Genomic DNA, 18,068 nt, shown 5'->3' with positions numbered 1-18,068 from the left:
GCGGGTCGACCCGGCTCCCCATCAGACCCGACGATACGCCGCCTGCATGTAGTTGACGTCCATGTCGCGGGCCACCGACCAGCGGTCCGAGAACGGATTGTAGACGACGCCGGTGCTCTCGCCGAGCTCAAGGCCGCTCCGCTCGATCGCCGCACCGAGTTCGCCGGGCGTGACGAACTTCTCCCAGTCATGGGTGCCGCGGGGCAGCCAGCGCAGGACGTATTCGGCCCCGACGATGGCGAGCGCATAGGACTTGAGCGTGCGGTTCAGCGTCGCCATCACCAGAAGACCGCCGGGCTTCACCGCCGCGCAGCAGGCTGCGACGAAGGCCTCGACATCGGCGACATGCTCGACGACCTCCATCGCCAGGACGATGTCGAAGCGCGCCCCTTCGGCCACGAGGGCCTCGATGGTCTCCTGGCGATAATCGACCGCAAGGCCCGAGGCCTCGGCATGGGCGCGGGCGACCGCGACATTGGTCGGCGCCGGGTCGAGCCCGGTCACCTGCGCCCCCAGCCGCGCCAGCGGCTCGCTCAGCACGCCGCCGCCGCAGCCGATGTCGACGAGGGTGAGCCCCTCGAGGGCCCGCATCGTCTTCGGATCGCGGCCGAAGCGGGCACAGGCGAGATCGCGGATGAAGGCGAGGCGAACGGGGTTGAACTTGTGCAGCACCGCCATGGGCCCCTTCGGGTCCCACCAGGTTTTCGCGATGCCCTCGAAGCGCGCCACCTCGGCGGGGTCGATGGTGGAACCGTCCGGGGTTGCGCCCTGCGTCCGTGCGGTTGCCGCCATGCTCGTGCTCCATTCGAAGGTGCCGGACCCTCGTCGCATTGACAGGCCCGCCGCTGCCCGTCATCTACACGCGCCCTGCGCCCGGCGCGAGGGTGACCTTTCGTCCCGCCCGTCGGGATCTTCTTTGGTTTTGAGAGCCTCTGGACCGCCATGGCCCGTCTGGTGATGAAATTCGGCGGTACGTCCGTCGCAACCGTCGAGCGCATCAAGAACGCGGCCCGGCACGTCAAACGGGAATTCGACGCCGGCCACGAGGTCGCGGTCGTCGTCTCGGCGATGTCGGGCAAGACCAACGAGCTGGTCGGCTGGTGCAAGGAGGCCGCGCCGCTCTACGACCGCGCCGAATATGACGTCGTCGTGGCCTCGGGCGAGCAGGTCACCTCCGGCCTGATGGCGCTCGTGCTGCAGGAGATGGGGATGCCGGCCCGCTCCTGGCAGGGCTGGCAGATCCCGATCTTCGGGTCCGACGCGCATGGTTCTTCGCGCATCGAGAGCGTCGACGGGGCCGGCATTCTCGCCGGCTTCGGCCGCAACCGCGAGATCGCGGTGTGCTCGGGCTTCCAGGGCGTCCATGCCGGCAGCAACCGCATCGTCACGCTCGGGCGCGGCGGCTCGGACACTTCGGCGGTGGCGATCGCGGCGGGGCTGAAGGCGGACCGCTGCGACATCTACACCGATGTCGACGGCGTCTACACCACCGACCCGCGCGTCGTGCCCAAGGCGCGGCGCATGGACAGGGTCTCCTTCGAGGAGATGCTGGAGATGGCCTCGCTCGGCTCCAAGGTGCTGCAGGTGCGCTCGGTCGAGATCGCGATGGTGCATCGCGTGCCGACCTATGTGCGCTCCTCCTTCGACGACCCCACCAATCCCAATCCAGGCACCCTCATCTGCGACGAGGACGACATCGTGGAACAGCAGATCGTCACCGGCATCGCGTTCTCGCGCGATGAAGCCCAGATCACGCTCCGGCGCGTGGCCGACAAGCCGGGCATCGCCGCCGCGATCTTCGGCCCGCTGGCGGACGCCAACATCAATGTCGACATGATCATCCAGGTCGTCTCCGACGACCAGGCGACGACCGACATCACCTTCACCGTACCCACCGCCGATTACGAGCGCGCCAAGACGCTGCTGGAGAGCCTGCACGGGCAGATCCACTACCAGGCGCTGCAGGGCGCGACCGACGTGGTCAAGGTCTCGGCGATCGGTGTCGGAATGCGCAGCCATGCCGGCGTGGCGGCGCGCGCCTTCCGGGCCCTGTCGGAAAAGGGCATCAACATCCGCGCCATCACCACCTCCGAGATCAAGTTCTCGGTGCTGATCGACGCCGCCTATACCGAACTCGCGGTGCGCACGCTGCATTCGCTCTACGGTCTCGACGCGGCTTAAGAAGCGGCTGCGGCCCGCCGCCTGACGCGGCCGCGCCGAAAGGCCAATGGCGCCCGGCGCGTGAGGGTGGCACAGCGGAGGCCCGATCCCCGCGGTCCTGCCGCCCATGCGCATCGCCGTCCTCACGGATCTGCACGCCAACCGCGAGGCGACCGAGGCGGTCCTCGCCGAGGTCGTACGGCTGGCGCCCGACCGCATCGTGCTGCTCGGCGACATCGTCGGTTACGGGCCCGATCCCGCCTTCGCAGTCGAGACGACCGAGCGGCTGGTCGCGGACGGGGCGCTCTGTGTTCTGGGCAATCATGACGAGGCCACGGTCCAGGGCCCAAGCGGGATGACGCCGCATGCCCATGACGCGATCGTCTGGACACGCGCGCAGCTCTCGCCCGCCCATCTCGCCTTCCTGTCGCGCCTGCCGCTGACGGCGGAGCTGCCGGGCCTGCTGCTGGTCCATGCCAGCGCCGCGACGCCAGCGAAGTGGCCCTATCTGCGCCATGAGAAGGCGGCGCGCGACTGCCTGGCGGCGACGGCCGCCCCGCTGGTGCTCTGCGGCCATACCCATGTGCCGGCGATCTACTACGCGCTGCCGGGGCGCGAGCCGGTGCGCTTCACGCCGCTGGCGCAGGTCGCCGCGCCGCTGTCCGCGATCCGCCGCCATGTCGTTGTGGTCGGTGCCGTCGGCCAGCCGCGCGACGGCAATCCCGCCGCCTGCCTTGCGCTTCTCGATACCGACCGGCGCGAGGTGACGATGGTCCGCGTGCCCTATGACACGCAGGAGACCGCCCGCAAGATCGCCGCTGCCGGCCTGCCGGACTGGCTCGGCCTGCGGCTGCAGGTCGGCCGCTAGGATGAAGGGAACCGCCATGGAGATGCCCCGCATCGGCTCGGTCATCGACGGCTTCACCCTGACGGAGCGGCTGCCCTCGGGCGGCATGGCGACGCTCTGGCGGGCGAGCCATCCAGGGCACGCCGTGCCTCTGGTGATGAAGATCCCGATCCTCGACCCCGGCGCCGACGTCTCGACCATCGTCGGCTACGAGACGGAGGTGATGGTCCACAAGCGGCTCTCCGGGCCGCATGTGCCGGCCTTCGCGGGCGCCGGCGACCTCGCTGCCATCCCCTACATCGCGATGGCTTTCGTCGCGGGCGAGCGGCTGGCGGAGACCATGGGCAAGGCGCCGCTGCCGATCGCCGAGGTGGTGCGCATCGGCAGCGCGATCGCCATCGCCCTGGCGGATCTGCATCGGCAGAAGGTGGTGCATCTCGATCTCAAGCCCGAGAACGTGATGATCACGCCGAATGGCGCCGTGCTGCTCGATTTCGGCCTGTCGCGCCATGCCGAGCTGCCGGATCTGCTCGGCGAGGAGAGCTCCGCCCCGATGGGGACGGCGGCCTATATGGCGCCGGAGCAGGTGCTGGGCGACCGCTCCGACCCGGCGAGCGACATCTTCGCCCTGGGCTGCCTGCTCTACCAGATGGCGACGGGCGAGGAGCCCTTCGGCCGGCCGGCTACGCTGCCCGGCATGAAGCGGCGGCTCTATCACGCGCCGCGCCCGCCACGCGCGCTGCGGCCGGAGATACCGGCCTGGCTCGAGGAGATCGTGCTGCGCTGCCTCGAGGTCGACCGCAGCCGGCGTTATGCCGAGGCCGCCAAGGTGGCCTTCGACCTGCGCCATCCCGACCAGGTCGTCGTCGCCCGCCATCGCAAGCCGTCAGCCCCACCCAGTCTCGGGCAGCGCCTGCTGGCGCGCTTCCAGAAGCGCGAGGAGAGCGAGGTGCTGGGGCCGCCGACGCGTGCACGCCGCGAGGCCGGCCCCGCGATCGTGCTGGCGGCGGTCGATCTCTCGGGCGCCCATGACGAGCTGGCGCAGGCGATCCTGGCGGAGACGCGCCGCCTTCTGGACGCGCGGGAGGATTCCTGGCTCGCCTGCCTGAGCATCCTGCGCACCGAGCTGTTGCGCGACGATCAGGGCCTCGATGCGCAGGGCCGCTCGGCCTATATCGGGCGGCTCGTCGCGCTGAAGGACTGGGCCCGGCCGCTGCATCTGCGCGAGGACCGGGTGAGCTATCACGTGATCGAGGCGGTCAGCGCCGCCGATGCGATCCTCGGCTATGCCGAGCACAACGACATCGACCATATCGTGCTCGGCGCCCGCAGCTCCTCGGCGGTGCGGCGCCATCTCGGCAGCGTCTCGACCAAGGTCGTGGCCGAGGCGCGCTGCTCGGTCTCGGTGGTCAGGATCAAAGGCGGCGCGACATCGTGACCCGTCCGTCGCGTTGACCCCGTCCCTCCCCCTGCCGATGATGCCGCCCATGCCTGCGCCCGCCCCTGCCCCGCTGGAATTCGACGCCGCCCGCCTCGATGCCTATCTGCGCGCGGCCCTGCCCGGGCGGGCCGCGGGGCCGATGACTCTGGAGCGGATCAGCGGCGGCCAGTCCAACCCGACCTTCTTCCTGTCCTATCCGGACGCCGGCACGCGGCTCGTCCTGCGCAAAAAGCCGCCGGGGCCGCTGCTGCCCTCGGCCCATGCGGTCGATCGCGAATATCGGATTCTCAAGGCGCTGGCGGGATCGGCCGTGCCGGTGCCGCCCGTATTGCTGTTCGAGGCGGACGAGGGCGTTGTCGGCACGCCCTTCTACCTGATGGAGCGGCTGGAGGGGCGCGTCTTCCACGACACCGCCCTGCCCGGCGTGACGCCTGACGACCGCGCGGCGATGTATTTCGCGATGGCGGAGACGCTGGCCGCGCTGCACGGCTTCGACTGGCAGGCGGCGGGGCTGGCCGATTACGGCAAGCCCGGCAATTACTACGCCCGCCAGATCGCCCGCTGGAGCCGGCAGTGGCAGGAGACGAAGACGCGCGATATCCCCGCGGTCGACCGCGTCTTCGCCTGGCTGAGCGAGCATCTCGACGAGACGCCGGAGACGACCATCGTCCATGGCGACTTCCGGCTCGGCAACCTGATGTTCGCGCCTGAGCGGCCGGAGGTGATCGCCGTGCTCGACTGGGAGCTCTCGACGCTCGGGCACCCGCTCTCGGACGTCGCCTTTTCCTGCCTGCCCTGGCATTCGACGCCCGCCATGTATGCCGGCATCGTCGGGCTCGACCGGCAGGCGCTAGGCATTCCGACACAAGCCGCCTATCTCGACCGCTACTGCGCCGCGGCCGGCCGGGCCGAAGGGCCGGGCCGCTTCCACCTCGCCTTCTCGCTGCTGCGCTTCGCGGTGATCCTCGACGGCATCGCGGCGCGGGCGAAGGCCGGCAATGCTGCCGCCGAGAATGCGGTGGCGGTCGGCGAGATGGCGGAGAGTTTCGCGCTGCGCGCAGAGGCCGTGATCGACGGCCGCGACTGAGGGACGACACCATGGATTTCGCCTATTCCGCCCGGGTCGAGGAACTGCGCACGCGGCTGCAGGCGTTCATGGACGCCCATGTCCAGCCCGCCGATGCGCGCTGGCGCGAGGAGGTCGAGGCCGGGCGCTATCCCATCGCGCTGATCGACGGGCTGAAGGCGCGGGCCAAGGCGGAGGGGCTGTGGAACCTGTTCCTGCCGGCGCTGAGGCCCGACGAGCCGGGCACGCGGCTCTCCAATCTCGAATATGCGCCGCTCGCGGAGATCATGGGGCGGATCTACTGGTCGTCGGAGGTGTTCAACTGCAACGCCCCCGACACCGGCAACATGGAGATCCTGCATCTCTTCGCGACGCCGGAGCAGCGGGCGCGCTGGCTGGTTCCCCTCATGAACGGCGAGATTCGCTCCTGCGTCGGCATCACCGAGCCGGGCGTCGCTTCCTCCGACCCGACGAACCTGCAGACCACGATCATCCGCGACGGCGACGACTACATCGTCACCGGCCGCAAATGGTGGACCACCGGGGCGCTGCATCCCAACGTCAAGTTCTGCATCGTGATGGGGCTGTCGGACCTCGCCGAGGATGCCGACCCGCACAAGCGCCACTCGATGATCATCGTGCCGATGGATGCTCCGGGCGTCAGCGTGATGCGCAACCTGCCGCTGCTCAACCACCATTCGCCGGAGGGGCATACCGAGACCGATTTCGACGCCGTACGCGTGCCCGCCACCAACCTGCTCGGCGAGGAAGGCGCGGGCTTCGCGCTGGCGCAGGCCCGGCTGGGGCCCGGGCGCATCCACCACTGCATGCGCTCGATCGGGCAGTGCGAGGTGGCGCTCGAACTGATGGTGGAGCGGGCTTTGCAGCGCAAGGCCTTCGGCCGCACCCTTTCCGACTACGCCAATGTGCAGGACTGGATCGCCGAGGGGCGCATGGAGATCGACCAGGCGCGGCTGCTCTGCCTGCGCGCCGCCTGGATGATGGATACCCACGGCAACAAGGCCGCCCGCACCGAGGTCTCGGCAATCAAGGTGGTGGCGACGCGGCTGCAGACGAAGATCGCCGACCGGGCAATGCAGGTTTTCGGCGCCGCGGGGCTCTCCAACGACACCCCGCTGGCCTTCATCTACTCCTGGGGCCGGGCCCTGCGCTTCATCGACGGGCCCGACGAGGTGCATCTGCGCACGGTGGCCCGCGCCGAGGTCAAGAAGCACCAGCAGAGCAACCGGAGCACATTCGCCGAGCAGGGGGTGCGGGCGCCCTACAGCAAGCCCAACGCCTAGCGATGGGTCCGTCTGGCCCGATCTGGCTTTATGACGGCGTCTGCGTGCTGTGTTCCGGCGCCGTGCACTACACGCTGCGCCATGAGCGCGAGCCTGCGATCCGCTTCGTCGCGATCCAGTCGCGCGAGGGCCGCGCGCTGGCGCAGGCCCATGGCATCGACCCGGACGAGCCCGAGAGTTTCCTGTTCATCGAGGGCGGCGAGGCGCTGGCGAAATCCGATGGCGTGCTGGCGCTGCTGCGCCATCTCCGTGGGCCGGCGCGGCTGCTGCGGATCGGCTCCGTGCTGCCGCGCGCGATGCGGGACTGGCTCTACGACCGCGTCGCCCGCAACCGCTACCGCCTGTTCGGCCAGAAGACCGCCTGCGAGAGACCCGATCCCACCCAGCGTCACCGCTTCAGCCTGCCCGACGGGACATGATGCGGCGCGTCCTGCTGATCGGTGGAACCGGTGTGTTCGGCCGAAGGCTCGCGCGCCATCTCGCCGCGATCCCAGGACTGGACCTGCTCGTCACCTCACGCGACGATGGCAAGGCCCGCGCGCTGGCAAGCGCGATCACACCCATTTCCGGGACGACGATCTCCGGGCTGGGTTTCGACCATCGCCGCGAGCCGTCCAGAGACATCGCGAGACTGGCGCCCTGGCTGGTGATCGACGCCTCCGGGCCGTTTCAGGGCGCCGGATACGAGGTTCCGCTTGCAGCCCTGTCGGCGGGTGCCCATGTCGTCGATCTCGCGGATGCGCGCGACTACATCCTCGGCTATGGCGCCGCGCTGGACGGGCTGGCGCGAGAGCGCGGTCTGGTAGCCCTGGCTGGCGCGAGTTCGACGCCGGCGCTGTCGACGGCCGCCGTGGCCGCCCTCACGACGGGCTGGCAGCGCATCGACACCCTCGACATCGCCATCACGCCGGGCGGACGCAGCGAGGTCGGCGAGGCTGTCATCGCCGCGATCCTGTCCTATGCCGGCCGACCGATCCCGATCTGGCGCGAGGGCGCGCTTCAGGCCACGGATGGCTGGCTGGACAGCCGGCGCATCGCCATCCCCGGTCTTAGCCGACGCCGCGTCGCGGCCGTGGAAACGGTTGACGCGCAATGGCTTGGACCAAGCCTGAACGTCCAATCCCGGGTCGCCTTCCGGGCCGGACTCGAGTCCCCGGTCGAGCAGTGGGGCATCATGAGCCTGGCCTGGCTGCGCCGTCATGGGGCCATCGGCAGCCTCGATGCGCTGATCCCTGCCCTTCTGGCAGCCCGACGCATCACGCGCCTGCCGACCTCGGATCGCGGCGGCATGCTGGTCGCCGTCAGGGGGCTCGATGCCGAGGGTCGGTTGCGGCGTTCGTGCTGGTCGCTGCTGGCCGAGCATGGCGACGGCCCGCATGTGCCGACGCTGCCCGCAGCCGCCGCACTTCGGGCCTTGCTCAACGGCCGACTGACACCCGGTGCCCGGCCTGCCATCGGGGTGCTGACGCTGGCGGAGATCGAAGCCGAGACGGCCCCCTATGCGATCACGACGCGCCGGGAGGAGGCGGTGCTTGGCCAGTCCATCGTCCGTCAGGCCCTCGGCGAGGCGGCGTTCGCGGCGCTCCCTGCCCCACTGACGACATTCCACGCTCCAGAGGGGCCGCCGGTTTGGCACGGCCGTGCCTGCATCGAGGCCGGATCGCATCCCCTCGCTCGATTGCTGCGATGGCTGATTGGCCTGCCGTCAGCCGCACGGGACCTCCCTGTCACCGTGACCGTCGACCGCGTTACCGATGCCGAGGGCGAGGCGGAGGTCTGGACGCGGAATTTCGGCGGGTCACGCTTCAGCTCGCGCCTGTCGGTGGACGGTCGCGGCCGGCTCGAGGAAGCGTTCGGGCCGATGCGGTTCGGGCTCGACGTCGCGGCGAGCGCGGACGGGCTCGCGCTGGCCGTCTCGGGCGCCCGCTGCCTGGGCATCCCGCTTCCGCGCCTGCTGCTGCCCCGCGCGGAAGCGCGTGAGCATGCCGACGACCAGGGCCGCTTTCGCTTCGACATCAGGCTGACGCTGCCTTTCGTCGGGCTGGTGACGCATTATCGGGGCTGGCTCGCGCCGGCCGGTGGTGCGGTTACTCGGCCGGAGCGGGATGAGGATCGGTCGCTCGCGAGATCGCCGGCTGCTGGCGCGTGAGCAGCCGCTCTATCCGGTCCATGTAGATGAACAGCACCGGCGTGATGAACAGCGTCAACACCTGGCTGATCATCAGCCCGCCGACGACGACGATGCCGAGCGGCTGGCGCAGTTCCGCGCTGGCGCCGGCGCCGAGCGCGATCGGCAGCGTGCCCATCAGCGCCGCCAGCGTCGTCATCAGGATCGGCCGGAAGCGCATGACGCAGGCCTGGTGGATTGCCTCCTGCGCGCTCTGGCCCTCGCGCTTCAGCACCAGCGCGACGTCGATCATCATGATCGCGTTCTTCTTGACGATGCCGATCAGCATCAGGAGGCCGATGATCGCGATGACCGAGAGGTCGAGGTCGAACAGGCGCAGCGCGCCGAGCGCCCCGATTGCGGCCGAGGGCAGCCCGGTCAGGATCGTCAGTGGGTGGATGAAGCTCTCATAGAGGATGCCGAGCACGATGTAGATCGTCAGGATCGCGCCGGCGATCAGCAGGCCCTGGTTGGCGAGCGAGTCCTGGAAGGTCTTGGCCGTGCCCGCCAGCGTGGTCGAGAGCGAGGCCGGCAGGCCGATCTCCGCCTTCAGCGCCTCGATGCGCTTGACGCTGTCGCCGAGCGCCACGCCCGCCGGCAGGTTGTAGGCAATCGTCACCGCCGGGAGCTGACCGAGCTGGTTGACAGTGAGCTGGCCGGCGCGGCGCTCGACATGGGCGAAGGCGCCCAGCGGCACCAGCGTGCCGTTGCCGGCGCGCACGCGGATCTGGTCGAGACGGTCGGGAGTCCAGCCGCCCTTGGGGTCGAACTCGACGACGACCTGATAGCTGTCGCCGGCGGTGTAGATGGTCGAGACCTGGCGGACGCCGAAGCCGGAATACAGAGTCGAACGAAGGACATCGGCGCCGATCTTCAACTGGTTTGCCTTGTCGCGATCGACCACCAGCGTCGCCTCCAGCGCGTTGTTCTGGAGGTCGGTGGTGACGTCGGCGAAGCTTGCGCGATCGCGGCCCATCGCATCGGCGAGGCGCACCGCCCAGTCGTTCATCAGGGCCTGGTCGAGCCCCTGCACGACGAGCTGGTACTGGCTCTTGGCAGCCCGCGCGCCGATGTTGAGGTTCTGCACCGGCGTCATGAAGACGTTGATGCCGGCGACGCGCGACAGGTCGCGGCGCAGATCGGCCAGCACCGTCTGCAGCGCCGGGCGCTGCCCCTGCGGCTTCAGCTCGACGAAGAGGCGCCCGGCATTGAGCGCGCCGGCGCTGCCCGAGCTGCCGCCGACGGTGGAGGCGACATGGGCGACATGGGGCGAGGCGCGGAAGACGCGGGCGACCTCGTCCTGCGCCTGCTTCATCGCGGTGAAGGAGATGTCCTGCCGCGCCTCGGTCGAGACCTGGAGCTGGCCGATGTCCTCCTGCGGGAAGAAGCCCTTGGGCGTGGTCTGGAGCAGCCAGATTGTCGCCGCCAGCGTGGCGAAGAAGGTCAGCAGGATCACCGGCTTGATGCGCAGGCACAGCACGAGCGCGCGGTCATAGCCCGCCAGCAGCGCCGAAAAGCCGCGCTCCAGCGCGCGGCCGAAGGCGTTCTCCTCCTGCGCAGGCCCGTGATGCGACAGAAGCCGCGCGCAGAGCATCGGCGTCAGCGTCAGCGAGACGAAGGCCGAGGCCAGGATCGAGACCGTCACCACCACGGCGAACTCGTTGAAGATGCGGCCGATGACGCCGCCCATCAGCAGGACGGGGATGAAGACCGCGACCAGCGAGAGCGAGATCGAGACGATGGTGAAGCCGATCTCGGAAGAGCCCTTCAGGGCGGCGTCGAAGGCCGAGAGACCGTCCTCCTCCATGTGGCGGACGATGTTCTCGAGCATGACGATGGCATCGTCGACGACGAGGCCGACCGAGAGCGTCAGCCCGAGCAGCGAGATGTTGTCGATCGAGAAGCCGAAGGCATACATCGCCGCCAGCGTGCCGACGATCGAGATCGGCACCGCGACGGCGGGGATGAAGGTCGCCGCCAGCCGCCGCAGGAACAGGAAGATCACCATCACCACCAGCGCGATGGTCAGGAGCAGCGTGAACTGGACGTCCTCGACCGCCTGGCGGATCGATTGCGAGCGGTCGTTGAGCAGCGAGAGCGAGGCGGCGGCCGGCAACTGCTCCTCGAAGGCCGGCAGCATCGCCTTGACCTTGTCGACCACCGCGACGGTGTTGGCGTCGGGCTGGCGCTGGACAGCGAGGACGACGGCGGGAATGCCGTCATAGGTGCTGGCGGTCTGCAGGTTCTCGACGGAGTCGATGACCTTGGCGACATCGCCCAGCCGCACCGGGCGGCCATTGCGGTTGGCGACGATGACATTGGCGAACTGGCCGGCATTGGCGAGCTGGGTGCGGGCCTGGATGGTGAGCTGCTGGTTCGTGCTCTGCAGCGTGCCGACGGGGGTGTTGGCGTTGGTGGCGGTGATCGCGCTCTGCAGCTCGTCGACGCCGATGCCGCGCGCGGCCAGCGCGACGGGGTCGATCTGGATGCGGACGGCGTATTTCTGGCTGCCGTAGATCTGCACCTGGGCGACGCCGTCCACGGTGGAGAGCGCCGGCGAGATGACCTGCTGGGCGAAGGCATCGAGCTGCGACAGCGGGATCAGATCGCTCTTCAGCGCCAGCAGGATGATCGGCGCATCGGCCGGGTTCACCTTCCGGTAGCTCGGCGGCGTCGTCATCTCCAGCGGCAGCTGCTTCTGGGCGCGGGCGATGGCGGCCTGCACATCGGCGGCGGCCGCATCGATGTTTCGGTTGAGCACGAACTGGATCGCGATCGAGGTCGAGCCCTGGGAATTCGTCGTTGCGATCGAATCGATGCCGGCGATGGTGGCGAACTGCTTGATCAGCGGCGTCGCGACCGAGGTCGCCATCGTGTCGGGCGAGGCGCCGGGCAGCTGGGCGGAGACGTTGACGACCGGGAACTCGGCGCGCGGCAGCGCGGCCACCGGCAGGAAGCGCCAGGCGAAGAGGCCCGCCATGACGAGCGAGGCCGACATCAGGATGGTCGCGACCGGATGGCGGATACAGAAGGCGGAGAGGCTCATGAGCGGTCTCCCTGGGCGACGGGGGCCGGCATGGGCGCGGCCGGCGGGGTCTGCGGCGGCTGCGGCTCACGGAAGCGGGCGCCCTCCTTCAGCCGCTGCTGGCCATCGACGACGACGCGCTCGCCAGGCTCGACGCCGGCGGTCAGCGCCGTGCGGTCGCCATCGGCGAGGGCGACGGTGACCGGGCGCAGCGAGACGGTCTGGTCCGGCCGGGCGACGAAGACGTAAGGCCCCTTTTGCCCGGCCTGGACCGCGACGGTGGGCACCACGACGACGTCCTTCAGCGTGTCGGCGGCAATCTCGACATCGACGAACTGGCCGGGCCAGAGCGCAAGGTCGTCATTGGCGAAGAGCGCCTTGGCGGTGATCGTGCCGGAGCTCATGTCGACGGCGGAATCGACGAAGTTGAGCGTTCCCGTCACGGCCGGGCGGCCGCTGTCGGGGATGCGCGCGGCGACCGCAACCGGCCGGCCCGAGGCGAGCGCGCCCTGCAAGACCGGAAGATCGCGCTCCGGGAGGGCGAAGCCGACGCGCAGCGGCCTCATCTGCGTGATCGTCACGAGGCTGGCGCCGGAGGTGCCGGCGGCGACGAGATTGCCCGGCGTCACCTGCACCGCGCCGGCCCGTCCGTCGATCGGGGCGGTGATGCGGGCATAGCTCAGCTTCAGCCGGTCGGCCTCCAGCGCCGCCTTGTCGGCGAGGATGGTGGCGGCGGATGAGCGCTCGTCGGCGGTGGCCTGGTCGAGCGCCTGCTGGGTGCCGGCATTGCGCGCCAAGAGCTGCTGATAGCGCGCCAGATCGGCCTCGGTTCGCCGGTGAGTGGCCTCGTCGCGGGCGATGGCGGCCTCGTCCCTGTCGATCTGGGCCCGGATGTCGCGGTCGTCGAGGGTGAAGAGCAGATCGCCCTTGCGGACGAACTGGCCGTCGACGACATGCTGCTCGACGATCTGGCTGTCGATGCGCGACTTGATCACCACGCTGGCCGGTGTCTCGACGAAGCCGATGGCGCGCTTGCGGACCGGCATGTCGGCCCGCTCGGCCATGGCGGTCACGACCGCCGCCGGCGCGCCGTCACCGCCCCGTCCGGCGCGGGCGCTGCGGGCGCCGTCCGTGGGATCGACCGCGCCGCGCGAGGTGGCGAGCCAATGGCCGCCGGCGAGCCCGACGGCGGCGAGGCCTGCAATGGCGAGGAAGGTCTTGCGCTTCATCGATCGGCTCCGGTGAATTCAGGCTGCGCCGGCGGTGGCGGCGGTTGGAACGGCGGGTCCGGCCTGGCGTTCACGCCGGCCGTCGCGGATGCGGCTGCGGATGGTGGCCAGCGTGTCGAGCGTGGCGCGCAGGGCCTCGTCCTCGACGCCACCGAGCAATTCGGCGGCGATCTCGGTGCGCAGCGCGTCCAGCCCCTCGACCAGCGCCCGCCCCTGTGGCGTCAGGTAAAGCAGGTGGGCGCGTCGGTCGGCGGGATCGGCCCGGCGCTCGACGAGCCCCTGCCCCTCGAGCCGATCGATCAGCCGCGCCACCGAGATCGGCTGCATGTCGAGCTGCTCGGCCATCGCGACCTGGTTCTGGCCCTCGCGGCGGCGCAGCCGCGAGAGGACGCCCCATTGCGCGCGGGTGGTGCCGTGCTCGCGGGCACGCTGGTCGACATGGGTGCGCATCAGCCGCGCCGTCTCGACCATCTGGAACATCAGCTCGCGCCGAAGGGGCCGCTCCATTGCAGTCTCCTTATGATAAGCAGGCTTATCAATTGCCCCGATTGCGGCCAAAGCGGGGCATCCTTTCGCGCCCGCACAATCTCTTGATGCGCGCCGGCGGGAGTGGCCGCGGGCGCGGCAGGCGCCTATACCGGGTTCGCCTCAGGAGACCCGTGATGAGCCAGCTCTTCAGCCCCTTCCAAATCGGCGGCTTGACCCTCGCCAACCGCATCGTGATCGCGCCGATGTGCCAGTATTCGGCCGAGAACGGCCACACGACCGACTGGCATACGATCCATCTCGGTAATCTCTCGCATTCGGGCGCCGGCCTGCTGATCATCGAGGCGACGGCCGTTGAGCCGGCCGGGCGCATCAGCCCGCAGGATGTCGGGCTCTGGGACGACGGCACGGAGGCCGCGCTGGCCCGGACGATGAAGGCCGTACGCGCTCATTCCGACATGCCGATCGCGATCCAGCTCGCCCATGCGGGCCGCAAGGCGTCCGTTGCGCAGCCCTGGCATGGCGGCGGTCAGCTCGCGCTGGATGCCGGCGGCTGGCAGACGATCGCCCCCTCCCCGGTTGCCTTCGACGGCCATGCACGCCAGCCCCGCGCGCTGACGAGCGACGACATCGCCAGGCTCTGCGAGCAGTTCGCGGAAGCGGCCCGGCGCTCGGTGCGGCTGGGCTTCGCCGCGATCGAGCTCCACGCTGCCCATGGCTATCTGATGCACCAGTTCCTCTCGCCGCTCTCCAACAAGCGCGAGGATGATTTCGGCGGTTCGCTGGAGAACCGGATGCGCTTCCCGCTCGCCGCCTTCGAGGCGGTGAAGGCCGTGGTCACCGCCGACTACCCGGTCGGCGTGCGGCTGTCGGCGACCGACTGGGTGCCGGGTGGCTGGGACCTCGAGCAGACGCTCGCTTTTTCGCAGGCGCTGAAGGCACGCGGGGCCGATTTCATCCATGTCTCCAGCGGCGGCAATTCCGGCGCGCAGCAGATCCCGCTCGGTCCGAACTACCAGGTGCCCTTCGCGCGGGCGGTGAAGCAGGCGACCGGCCTGCCGACCATCGCGGTCGGGCTGATCACCGAGGCCGAGCAGGCGGAGGCGATCGTCGGCACGGGCGACGCCGATCTCGTCGGCATCGCGCGCGGCATCCTCTACGATCCGCGCTGGCCCTGGCATGCCGCCGCTCAGCTCGGCGCCACGGTCAAGGTGCCCAACCAGTATCTCCGCTCGCAGCCGCGGCAGTTCAAGACGCTGTTCGGCTGAGGCAGGCTCAGCCGTAGCGGTAGGAGCTGACCACGATGCGCTTCCAGCCGAAGGACGCCATGCAGGCGGCGTAGGTCTGGTGATAGGCGGGTTCGCCGCCTTGGGCCCAGATGTTGGCGGCCGCCGCGCGCTTGGCCGCCGCCGCACGGCCGAGGCAGGTCGCATCGGCCTCGCCCGACGGGATGGCCGGCGGTCCCGCCAGGGGTTGGAAGCCATAGGTCGGGATGGTGCCCTGGCAGGCGCACAGGAACAGCAGACCGGCACATGCCGAAGCCTTGACCGCCATGGGGTTCACGCTCCAGCGCCGCATCAGATGACGAATGCTAGCTGCACCCGTGGCGGCCCGCAATCGAGACCCGAGGACACGCCATGACCGCCTATGCGAACCTTTCCGCCCATTTCGGCCGGGCCGCCGCGCTCGGGAACGCCATCGGCATCCTGCAATGGGACAATGACGTGATGATGCCCAAGGGCGCGGCCGGCACACGAGCCGAGAGCCTGGCGCTGCTGCGGGTGATGCATCACGGGCTGACCACCGATGCCCGCATCGGCGACTGGCTGGCGGAGGCCGAGGTGCAGGACGGGCTCGGGCCCTGGGAGCGGGCCAATCTGCGCGAGATCCGGCGGCTCTGGACCGTCGAGACCGCCTTGCCGGCCGATCTCGTCGAGGCCTCCTCCAAGGCGATCTCGGCCTGCGAGATGCGCTGGCGGCAGGCGCGGGCAGAGAGCGATTTCGCCGGCCTGCTGCCGTATCTGGCCGAGGTTTTGACGATTCAGCGCGAGATCGGTCGGGCCAAGGGCGAGAAGCTGGGCTTGTCTCCTTACGACGCGCTGCTGAACGACTACGAACCGGGCGGGCGCTCGGCCAAGATCGATGCGCTCTTCGACGATCTCGCCGCCTTCCTGCCGGGCTTCACGCAAGAGGTGCTGGCGGTTCAGGCGCGGCGCCCGCAGACGCCCGATCCGGAAGGGCCCTTCGCGATCGAGGCGCAGCGGGCGCTCGGCCTCCGGATGATGGCGGCGCTCGGCTATGATTTCGAGCGCGGGCGGCTCGACGTTTCCACCCATCCGTTCTGCGGCGGCGCCGACAATGATGTCCGGATCACCACCCGTTATGACGAGGCCGATTTCGCCAAGGCGCTGATGGGCGTGCTGCACGAGACCGGGCATGCGCTCTATGAGCAGGGCCGGCCGCAGGGTTATCTCCATCAGCCGGTCGGCCAGGCCCGTGGCATGAGCCTGCATGAGAGCCAGTCGCTTCTGGTCGAGATGCAGGCCTGCCGCTCGGAAGAGTTCATCGCCTATGCCGCGCCGCTGATGCGCGAAGCCTTCGGAGGCTCCGGCCCGGCCTGGGAGACCCAGGCGCTGTGGCGGCGCTACACCAAGGTCGAGCCCGGTTTCATCCGCGTCGATGCCGATGAGGTGACCTATCCGGCCCATGTCATCCTGCGCTACCGGCTGGAAAAGGCGCTGATCGCCGACGCGATGCCGCTGTCGGAGCTTCCCGCCGCCTGGAACGCTGGGATGAAGGATCTGCTCGGCGTCACCGTTCCCCATGACCGCCTCGGCTGCCTGCAGGACGTGCATTGGCCGAGCGGCGGCTGGGGCTATTTCCCGACCTATACGCTGGGCGCCATGACCGCCGCCCAGATCTTCGAGGCCGCCTGCCAGGCCCAGCCCGAGATCCTGCCCGGCATCGGCCGGGGCGATTTTGCGCCGATGCTGGCCTGGCTGCGCAGCCATATCCACAGCCAGGGCTGCCTGCTGGAGACCGACGATCTGCTGACGCAGGCGACCGGCCGCCCGCTCGATGCCTCGGTGTTCAAGGCGCATCTCCAGCGGCGCTATGGCGGCTGACTCATCGCAACCTTTGGTTGCATTAATTCGAGATTAGTGCCTATTCTGCTGCAACTCGATCAGAGGGGCGCCGGTCATGACGATGCGAAGGATGCTTGGGGCCACCGTGCTGATCGGGCTGTGCGTCGCGCTCGCGCCAGCCGCTTCGACACAGACGGCGGAGCCACCGGCGATCCGGCCGAGTGCCGGCCCGCTCGAGGCTGGCGACGGTTTCGCCTTCGCCAGCAAGCCGAAGAAGACGCGGCAGTCGCTGAGCGGGATCGCCTGTCCGCCCCTCCCCGTAGGCGCCCCGCGTCTGTGCCTGGCGGTTTTCGACGAAGGCGGCGAGGCGCGCTACCTGACGCTGGAGGGCGCCGCCCTGCGTCCCCAGGGCGAGCGGATCGTGCTGCTGCCGGGCAAGGTCGAGCTCGACGCGGAGGCGGCGGCGACCGACGGGCGCTTCTACTACGTCGCGGGATCGCACAGCGCCAAGCGCAGCGACTGCAAGAGCAATCCGGAGAGCCGCCATCTCATCCGCTTCGGGCTCGACCCGAAGACCGGGCGCGCCGTTCTCGACGGCTCCGGCCGGCCGAAGGACATCGCCGACAAGGACGCCCTGTGGCGCCTGATGGGCACTCTCCCCGGCCTCAAGCCGCATGTCGGCGACGGCATGTGCCTCGGCACGGTTCCGCCCGGCCGCAACGGCGTGAACATCGAGGGGCTGGCGGTGAAGGGCGAGCGGCTCTTCGTCGGCTTCCGGGGGCCGGTCGCCAAGGACGGTGCCAAGGTCCTGTCGGTCGACAAGAAGGCCCTGTTCGAGAGTGGTCCGGCCGATCCGAAGCTGTTCACGCTTCCGCTTGGGCCGGGACGCTCGGTGCGCGATCTCGTGGCCGTCGGCGACGGCCTCCTGATCCTGGCCGGGCCGGACGACGACAAGGCGAATGAGGGCCGCGGCTTTGCGGTGCTGCACTGGACGGGCGCGGACGAGACCATCCGGCCGCTGGCGAGCCTCGATCTCGGCGGCGTCACGCTGCGCGGCTGCGACGAGGAGATCAAGCCGGAGGCGATCGCCGTGCTCTCGGACGAGCCGGGGCGTCCCTATGAGGCGCTGATCCTGTCGGACGGGCTGTGCGACGGCGGCGCGCTGCGCTTCGGCATTCCCCGCTGAGCGGCCATGCCGGAACGGCCTTGCGCCGGGTGGGCCAAGCATGGTCTCGAAGGCCACGCCCATCCTGCGAA

15 protein-coding genes are annotated in these 18,068 nt (G+C 69.8%); 10 read left to right on the top strand and 5 right to left on the bottom strand.

What is annotated here, in order from left to right:
* Nucleotides 1–21: 21 nt before the first annotated feature.
* Nucleotides 22–792 carry a bifunctional 2-polyprenyl-6-hydroxyphenol methylase/3-demethylubiquinol 3-O-methyltransferase UbiG gene (ubiG, locus tag BSY19_RS14175; RefSeq protein ID WP_069054724.1) on the bottom strand — a complete coding sequence of 257 codons (771 nt, stop codon included), beginning with the start codon at nucleotides 790–792 and terminating at the stop codon, nucleotides 22–24.
* A gap of 150 nt (nucleotides 793–942) precedes the next feature.
* On the opposite strand from ubiG, the gene BSY19_RS14170 reads away from it, so the two are divergent.
* The 7 genes from BSY19_RS14170 (at nucleotide 943) to BSY19_RS14140 (ending at nucleotide 8,967) form a co-directional block, all read left to right on the top strand.
* A complete protein-coding gene (locus BSY19_RS14170; protein ID WP_069054723.1) occupies nucleotides 943–2,181 on the top strand; it encodes an aspartate kinase in 1,239 nt (412 codons plus the stop codon).
* Between the two features lie 106 nt (nucleotides 2,182–2,287).
* Entirely contained in the window at nucleotides 2,288–3,028 is a 741-nt protein-coding gene (locus tag BSY19_RS14165; RefSeq protein WP_069054722.1) for a metallophosphoesterase family protein, read from the top strand.
* Nucleotides 3,029–3,044: 16 nt separating this feature from the next.
* Nucleotides 3,045–4,445 carry a bifunctional serine/threonine-protein kinase/universal stress protein gene (locus BSY19_RS14160; RefSeq protein WP_083247612.1) on the top strand — a complete coding sequence of 467 codons (1,401 nt, stop codon included), beginning with the start codon at nucleotides 3,045–3,047 and terminating at the stop codon, nucleotides 4,443–4,445.
* A 49-nt stretch (nucleotides 4,446–4,494) separates the two neighbouring features.
* The gene (locus BSY19_RS14155) at nucleotides 4,495–5,535 is read left to right on the top strand and encodes a phosphotransferase family protein (RefSeq protein WP_150129621.1); all 1,041 of its coding nucleotides are present in this window, start codon (nucleotides 4,495–4,497) and stop codon (nucleotides 5,533–5,535) included.
* Between the two features lie 11 nt (nucleotides 5,536–5,546).
* Nucleotides 5,547–6,818, top strand: coding sequence for an acyl-CoA dehydrogenase family protein (locus tag BSY19_RS14150; RefSeq protein WP_069054719.1), 1,272 nt, complete (start codon nucleotides 5,547–5,549; stop codon nucleotides 6,816–6,818).
* Between the two features lie 2 nt (nucleotides 6,819–6,820).
* On the top strand, nucleotides 6,821–7,237 hold the full coding sequence (locus BSY19_RS14145; RefSeq protein WP_069054718.1) for a thiol-disulfide oxidoreductase DCC family protein: 417 nt from the start codon (nucleotides 6,821–6,823) through the stop codon (nucleotides 7,235–7,237).
* Complete coding sequence (locus tag BSY19_RS14140) at nucleotides 7,234–8,967, top strand: SDR family oxidoreductase (protein WP_083247611.1); 1,734 nt, start codon at nucleotides 7,234–7,236, stop codon at nucleotides 8,965–8,967. The genes BSY19_RS14145 and BSY19_RS14140 overlap by 4 nt, the downstream gene beginning before the upstream one ends.
* Here the strand turns inward: BSY19_RS14140 and BSY19_RS14135 are convergent.
* Genes BSY19_RS14135 through BSY19_RS14125 form a run of 3 tightly spaced genes read right to left on the bottom strand, consistent with a single transcriptional unit; the run spans nucleotide 8,906 to nucleotide 13,746 of the window.
* Entirely contained in the window at nucleotides 8,906–12,031 is a 3,126-nt protein-coding gene (locus BSY19_RS14135; RefSeq protein ID WP_069054717.1) for an efflux RND transporter permease subunit, read from the bottom strand. The two genes, BSY19_RS14140 and BSY19_RS14135, sit on opposite strands and share 62 nt — an antisense overlap.
* On the bottom strand, nucleotides 12,028–13,239 hold the full coding sequence (locus BSY19_RS14130; protein ID WP_069054716.1) for an efflux RND transporter periplasmic adaptor subunit: 1,212 nt from the start codon (nucleotides 13,237–13,239) through the stop codon (nucleotides 12,028–12,030). The genes BSY19_RS14135 and BSY19_RS14130 overlap by 4 nt, the downstream gene beginning before the upstream one ends.
* A gap of 18 nt (nucleotides 13,240–13,257) precedes the next feature.
* Nucleotides 13,258–13,746, bottom strand: a complete 489-nt coding sequence (locus BSY19_RS14125) for a MarR family winged helix-turn-helix transcriptional regulator (protein ID WP_069054715.1) — start codon at nucleotides 13,744–13,746, stop codon at nucleotides 13,258–13,260.
* Nucleotides 13,747–13,901: 155 nt separating this feature from the next.
* Here BSY19_RS14125 and BSY19_RS14120 point away from each other — a divergent pair, with 155 nt between their 5' ends.
* The gene (locus BSY19_RS14120) at nucleotides 13,902–14,993 is read left to right on the top strand and encodes an NADH:flavin oxidoreductase/NADH oxidase (RefSeq protein WP_069054714.1); all 1,092 of its coding nucleotides are present in this window, start codon (nucleotides 13,902–13,904) and stop codon (nucleotides 14,991–14,993) included.
* A 7-nt stretch (nucleotides 14,994–15,000) separates the two neighbouring features.
* Here the strand turns inward: BSY19_RS14120 and BSY19_RS14115 are convergent, their stop codons facing one another.
* Entirely contained in the window at nucleotides 15,001–15,279 is a 279-nt protein-coding gene (locus BSY19_RS14115) for a hypothetical protein (protein WP_069054713.1), read from the bottom strand.
* 83 nt (nucleotides 15,280–15,362) lie between these two features.
* Here BSY19_RS14115 and BSY19_RS14110 point away from each other — a divergent pair, with 83 nt between their 5' ends.
* Nucleotides 15,363–16,850, top strand: coding sequence for a carboxypeptidase M32 (locus BSY19_RS14110; protein WP_069054712.1), 1,488 nt, complete (start codon nucleotides 15,363–15,365; stop codon nucleotides 16,848–16,850).
* 91 nt (nucleotides 16,851–16,941) lie between these two features.
* The gene (locus BSY19_RS14105) at nucleotides 16,942–17,997 is read left to right on the top strand and encodes a DUF3616 domain-containing protein (RefSeq protein ID WP_069054711.1); all 1,056 of its coding nucleotides are present in this window, start codon (nucleotides 16,942–16,944) and stop codon (nucleotides 17,995–17,997) included.
* Nucleotides 17,998–18,068 lie beyond the last annotated feature (71 nt).

The sequence above is a fragment of the Bosea sp. RAC05 genome, assembly GCF_001713455.1.
In the GTDB taxonomy this organism is placed as follows: Bacteria; Pseudomonadota; Alphaproteobacteria; order Rhizobiales; family Beijerinckiaceae; genus Allobosea.
The sequence above is the reverse complement of the archived record's forward strand: the minus strand, read 5'-3'. Positions and strand labels throughout refer to the sequence as shown.

Coding starts and splice junctions, on each gene's coding strand:
- ubiG (WP_069054724.1), bottom strand. CDS start 792: ATGGCGGCAACCGCACGGACGCAGGGCGCAACCCCGGACGGTTCCACC.
- BSY19_RS14170 (WP_069054723.1), top strand. CDS start 943: ATGGCCCGTCTGGTGATGAAATTCGGCGGTACGTCCGTCGCAACCGTC.
- BSY19_RS14165 (WP_069054722.1), top strand. CDS start 2,288: ATGCGCATCGCCGTCCTCACGGATCTGCACGCCAACCGCGAGGCGACC.
- BSY19_RS14160 (WP_083247612.1), top strand. CDS start 3,045: ATGGAGATGCCCCGCATCGGCTCGGTCATCGACGGCTTCACCCTGACG.
- BSY19_RS14155 (WP_150129621.1), top strand. CDS start 4,495: ATGCCTGCGCCCGCCCCTGCCCCGCTGGAATTCGACGCCGCCCGCCTC.
- BSY19_RS14150 (WP_069054719.1), top strand. CDS start 5,547: ATGGATTTCGCCTATTCCGCCCGGGTCGAGGAACTGCGCACGCGGCTG.
- BSY19_RS14145 (WP_069054718.1), top strand. CDS start 6,821: ATGGGTCCGTCTGGCCCGATCTGGCTTTATGACGGCGTCTGCGTGCTG.
- BSY19_RS14140 (WP_083247611.1), top strand. CDS start 7,234: ATGATGCGGCGCGTCCTGCTGATCGGTGGAACCGGTGTGTTCGGCCGA.
- BSY19_RS14135 (WP_069054717.1), bottom strand. CDS start 12,031: ATGAGCCTCTCCGCCTTCTGTATCCGCCATCCGGTCGCGACCATCCTG.
- BSY19_RS14130 (WP_069054716.1), bottom strand. CDS start 13,239: ATGAAGCGCAAGACCTTCCTCGCCATTGCAGGCCTCGCCGCCGTCGGG.
- BSY19_RS14125 (WP_069054715.1), bottom strand. CDS start 13,746: ATGGAGCGGCCCCTTCGGCGCGAGCTGATGTTCCAGATGGTCGAGACG.
- BSY19_RS14120 (WP_069054714.1), top strand. CDS start 13,902: ATGAGCCAGCTCTTCAGCCCCTTCCAAATCGGCGGCTTGACCCTCGCC.
- BSY19_RS14115 (WP_069054713.1), bottom strand. CDS start 15,279: ATGGCGGTCAAGGCTTCGGCATGTGCCGGTCTGCTGTTCCTGTGCGCC.
- BSY19_RS14110 (WP_069054712.1), top strand. CDS start 15,363: ATGACCGCCTATGCGAACCTTTCCGCCCATTTCGGCCGGGCCGCCGCG.
- BSY19_RS14105 (WP_069054711.1), top strand. CDS start 16,942: ATGCTTGGGGCCACCGTGCTGATCGGGCTGTGCGTCGCGCTCGCGCCA.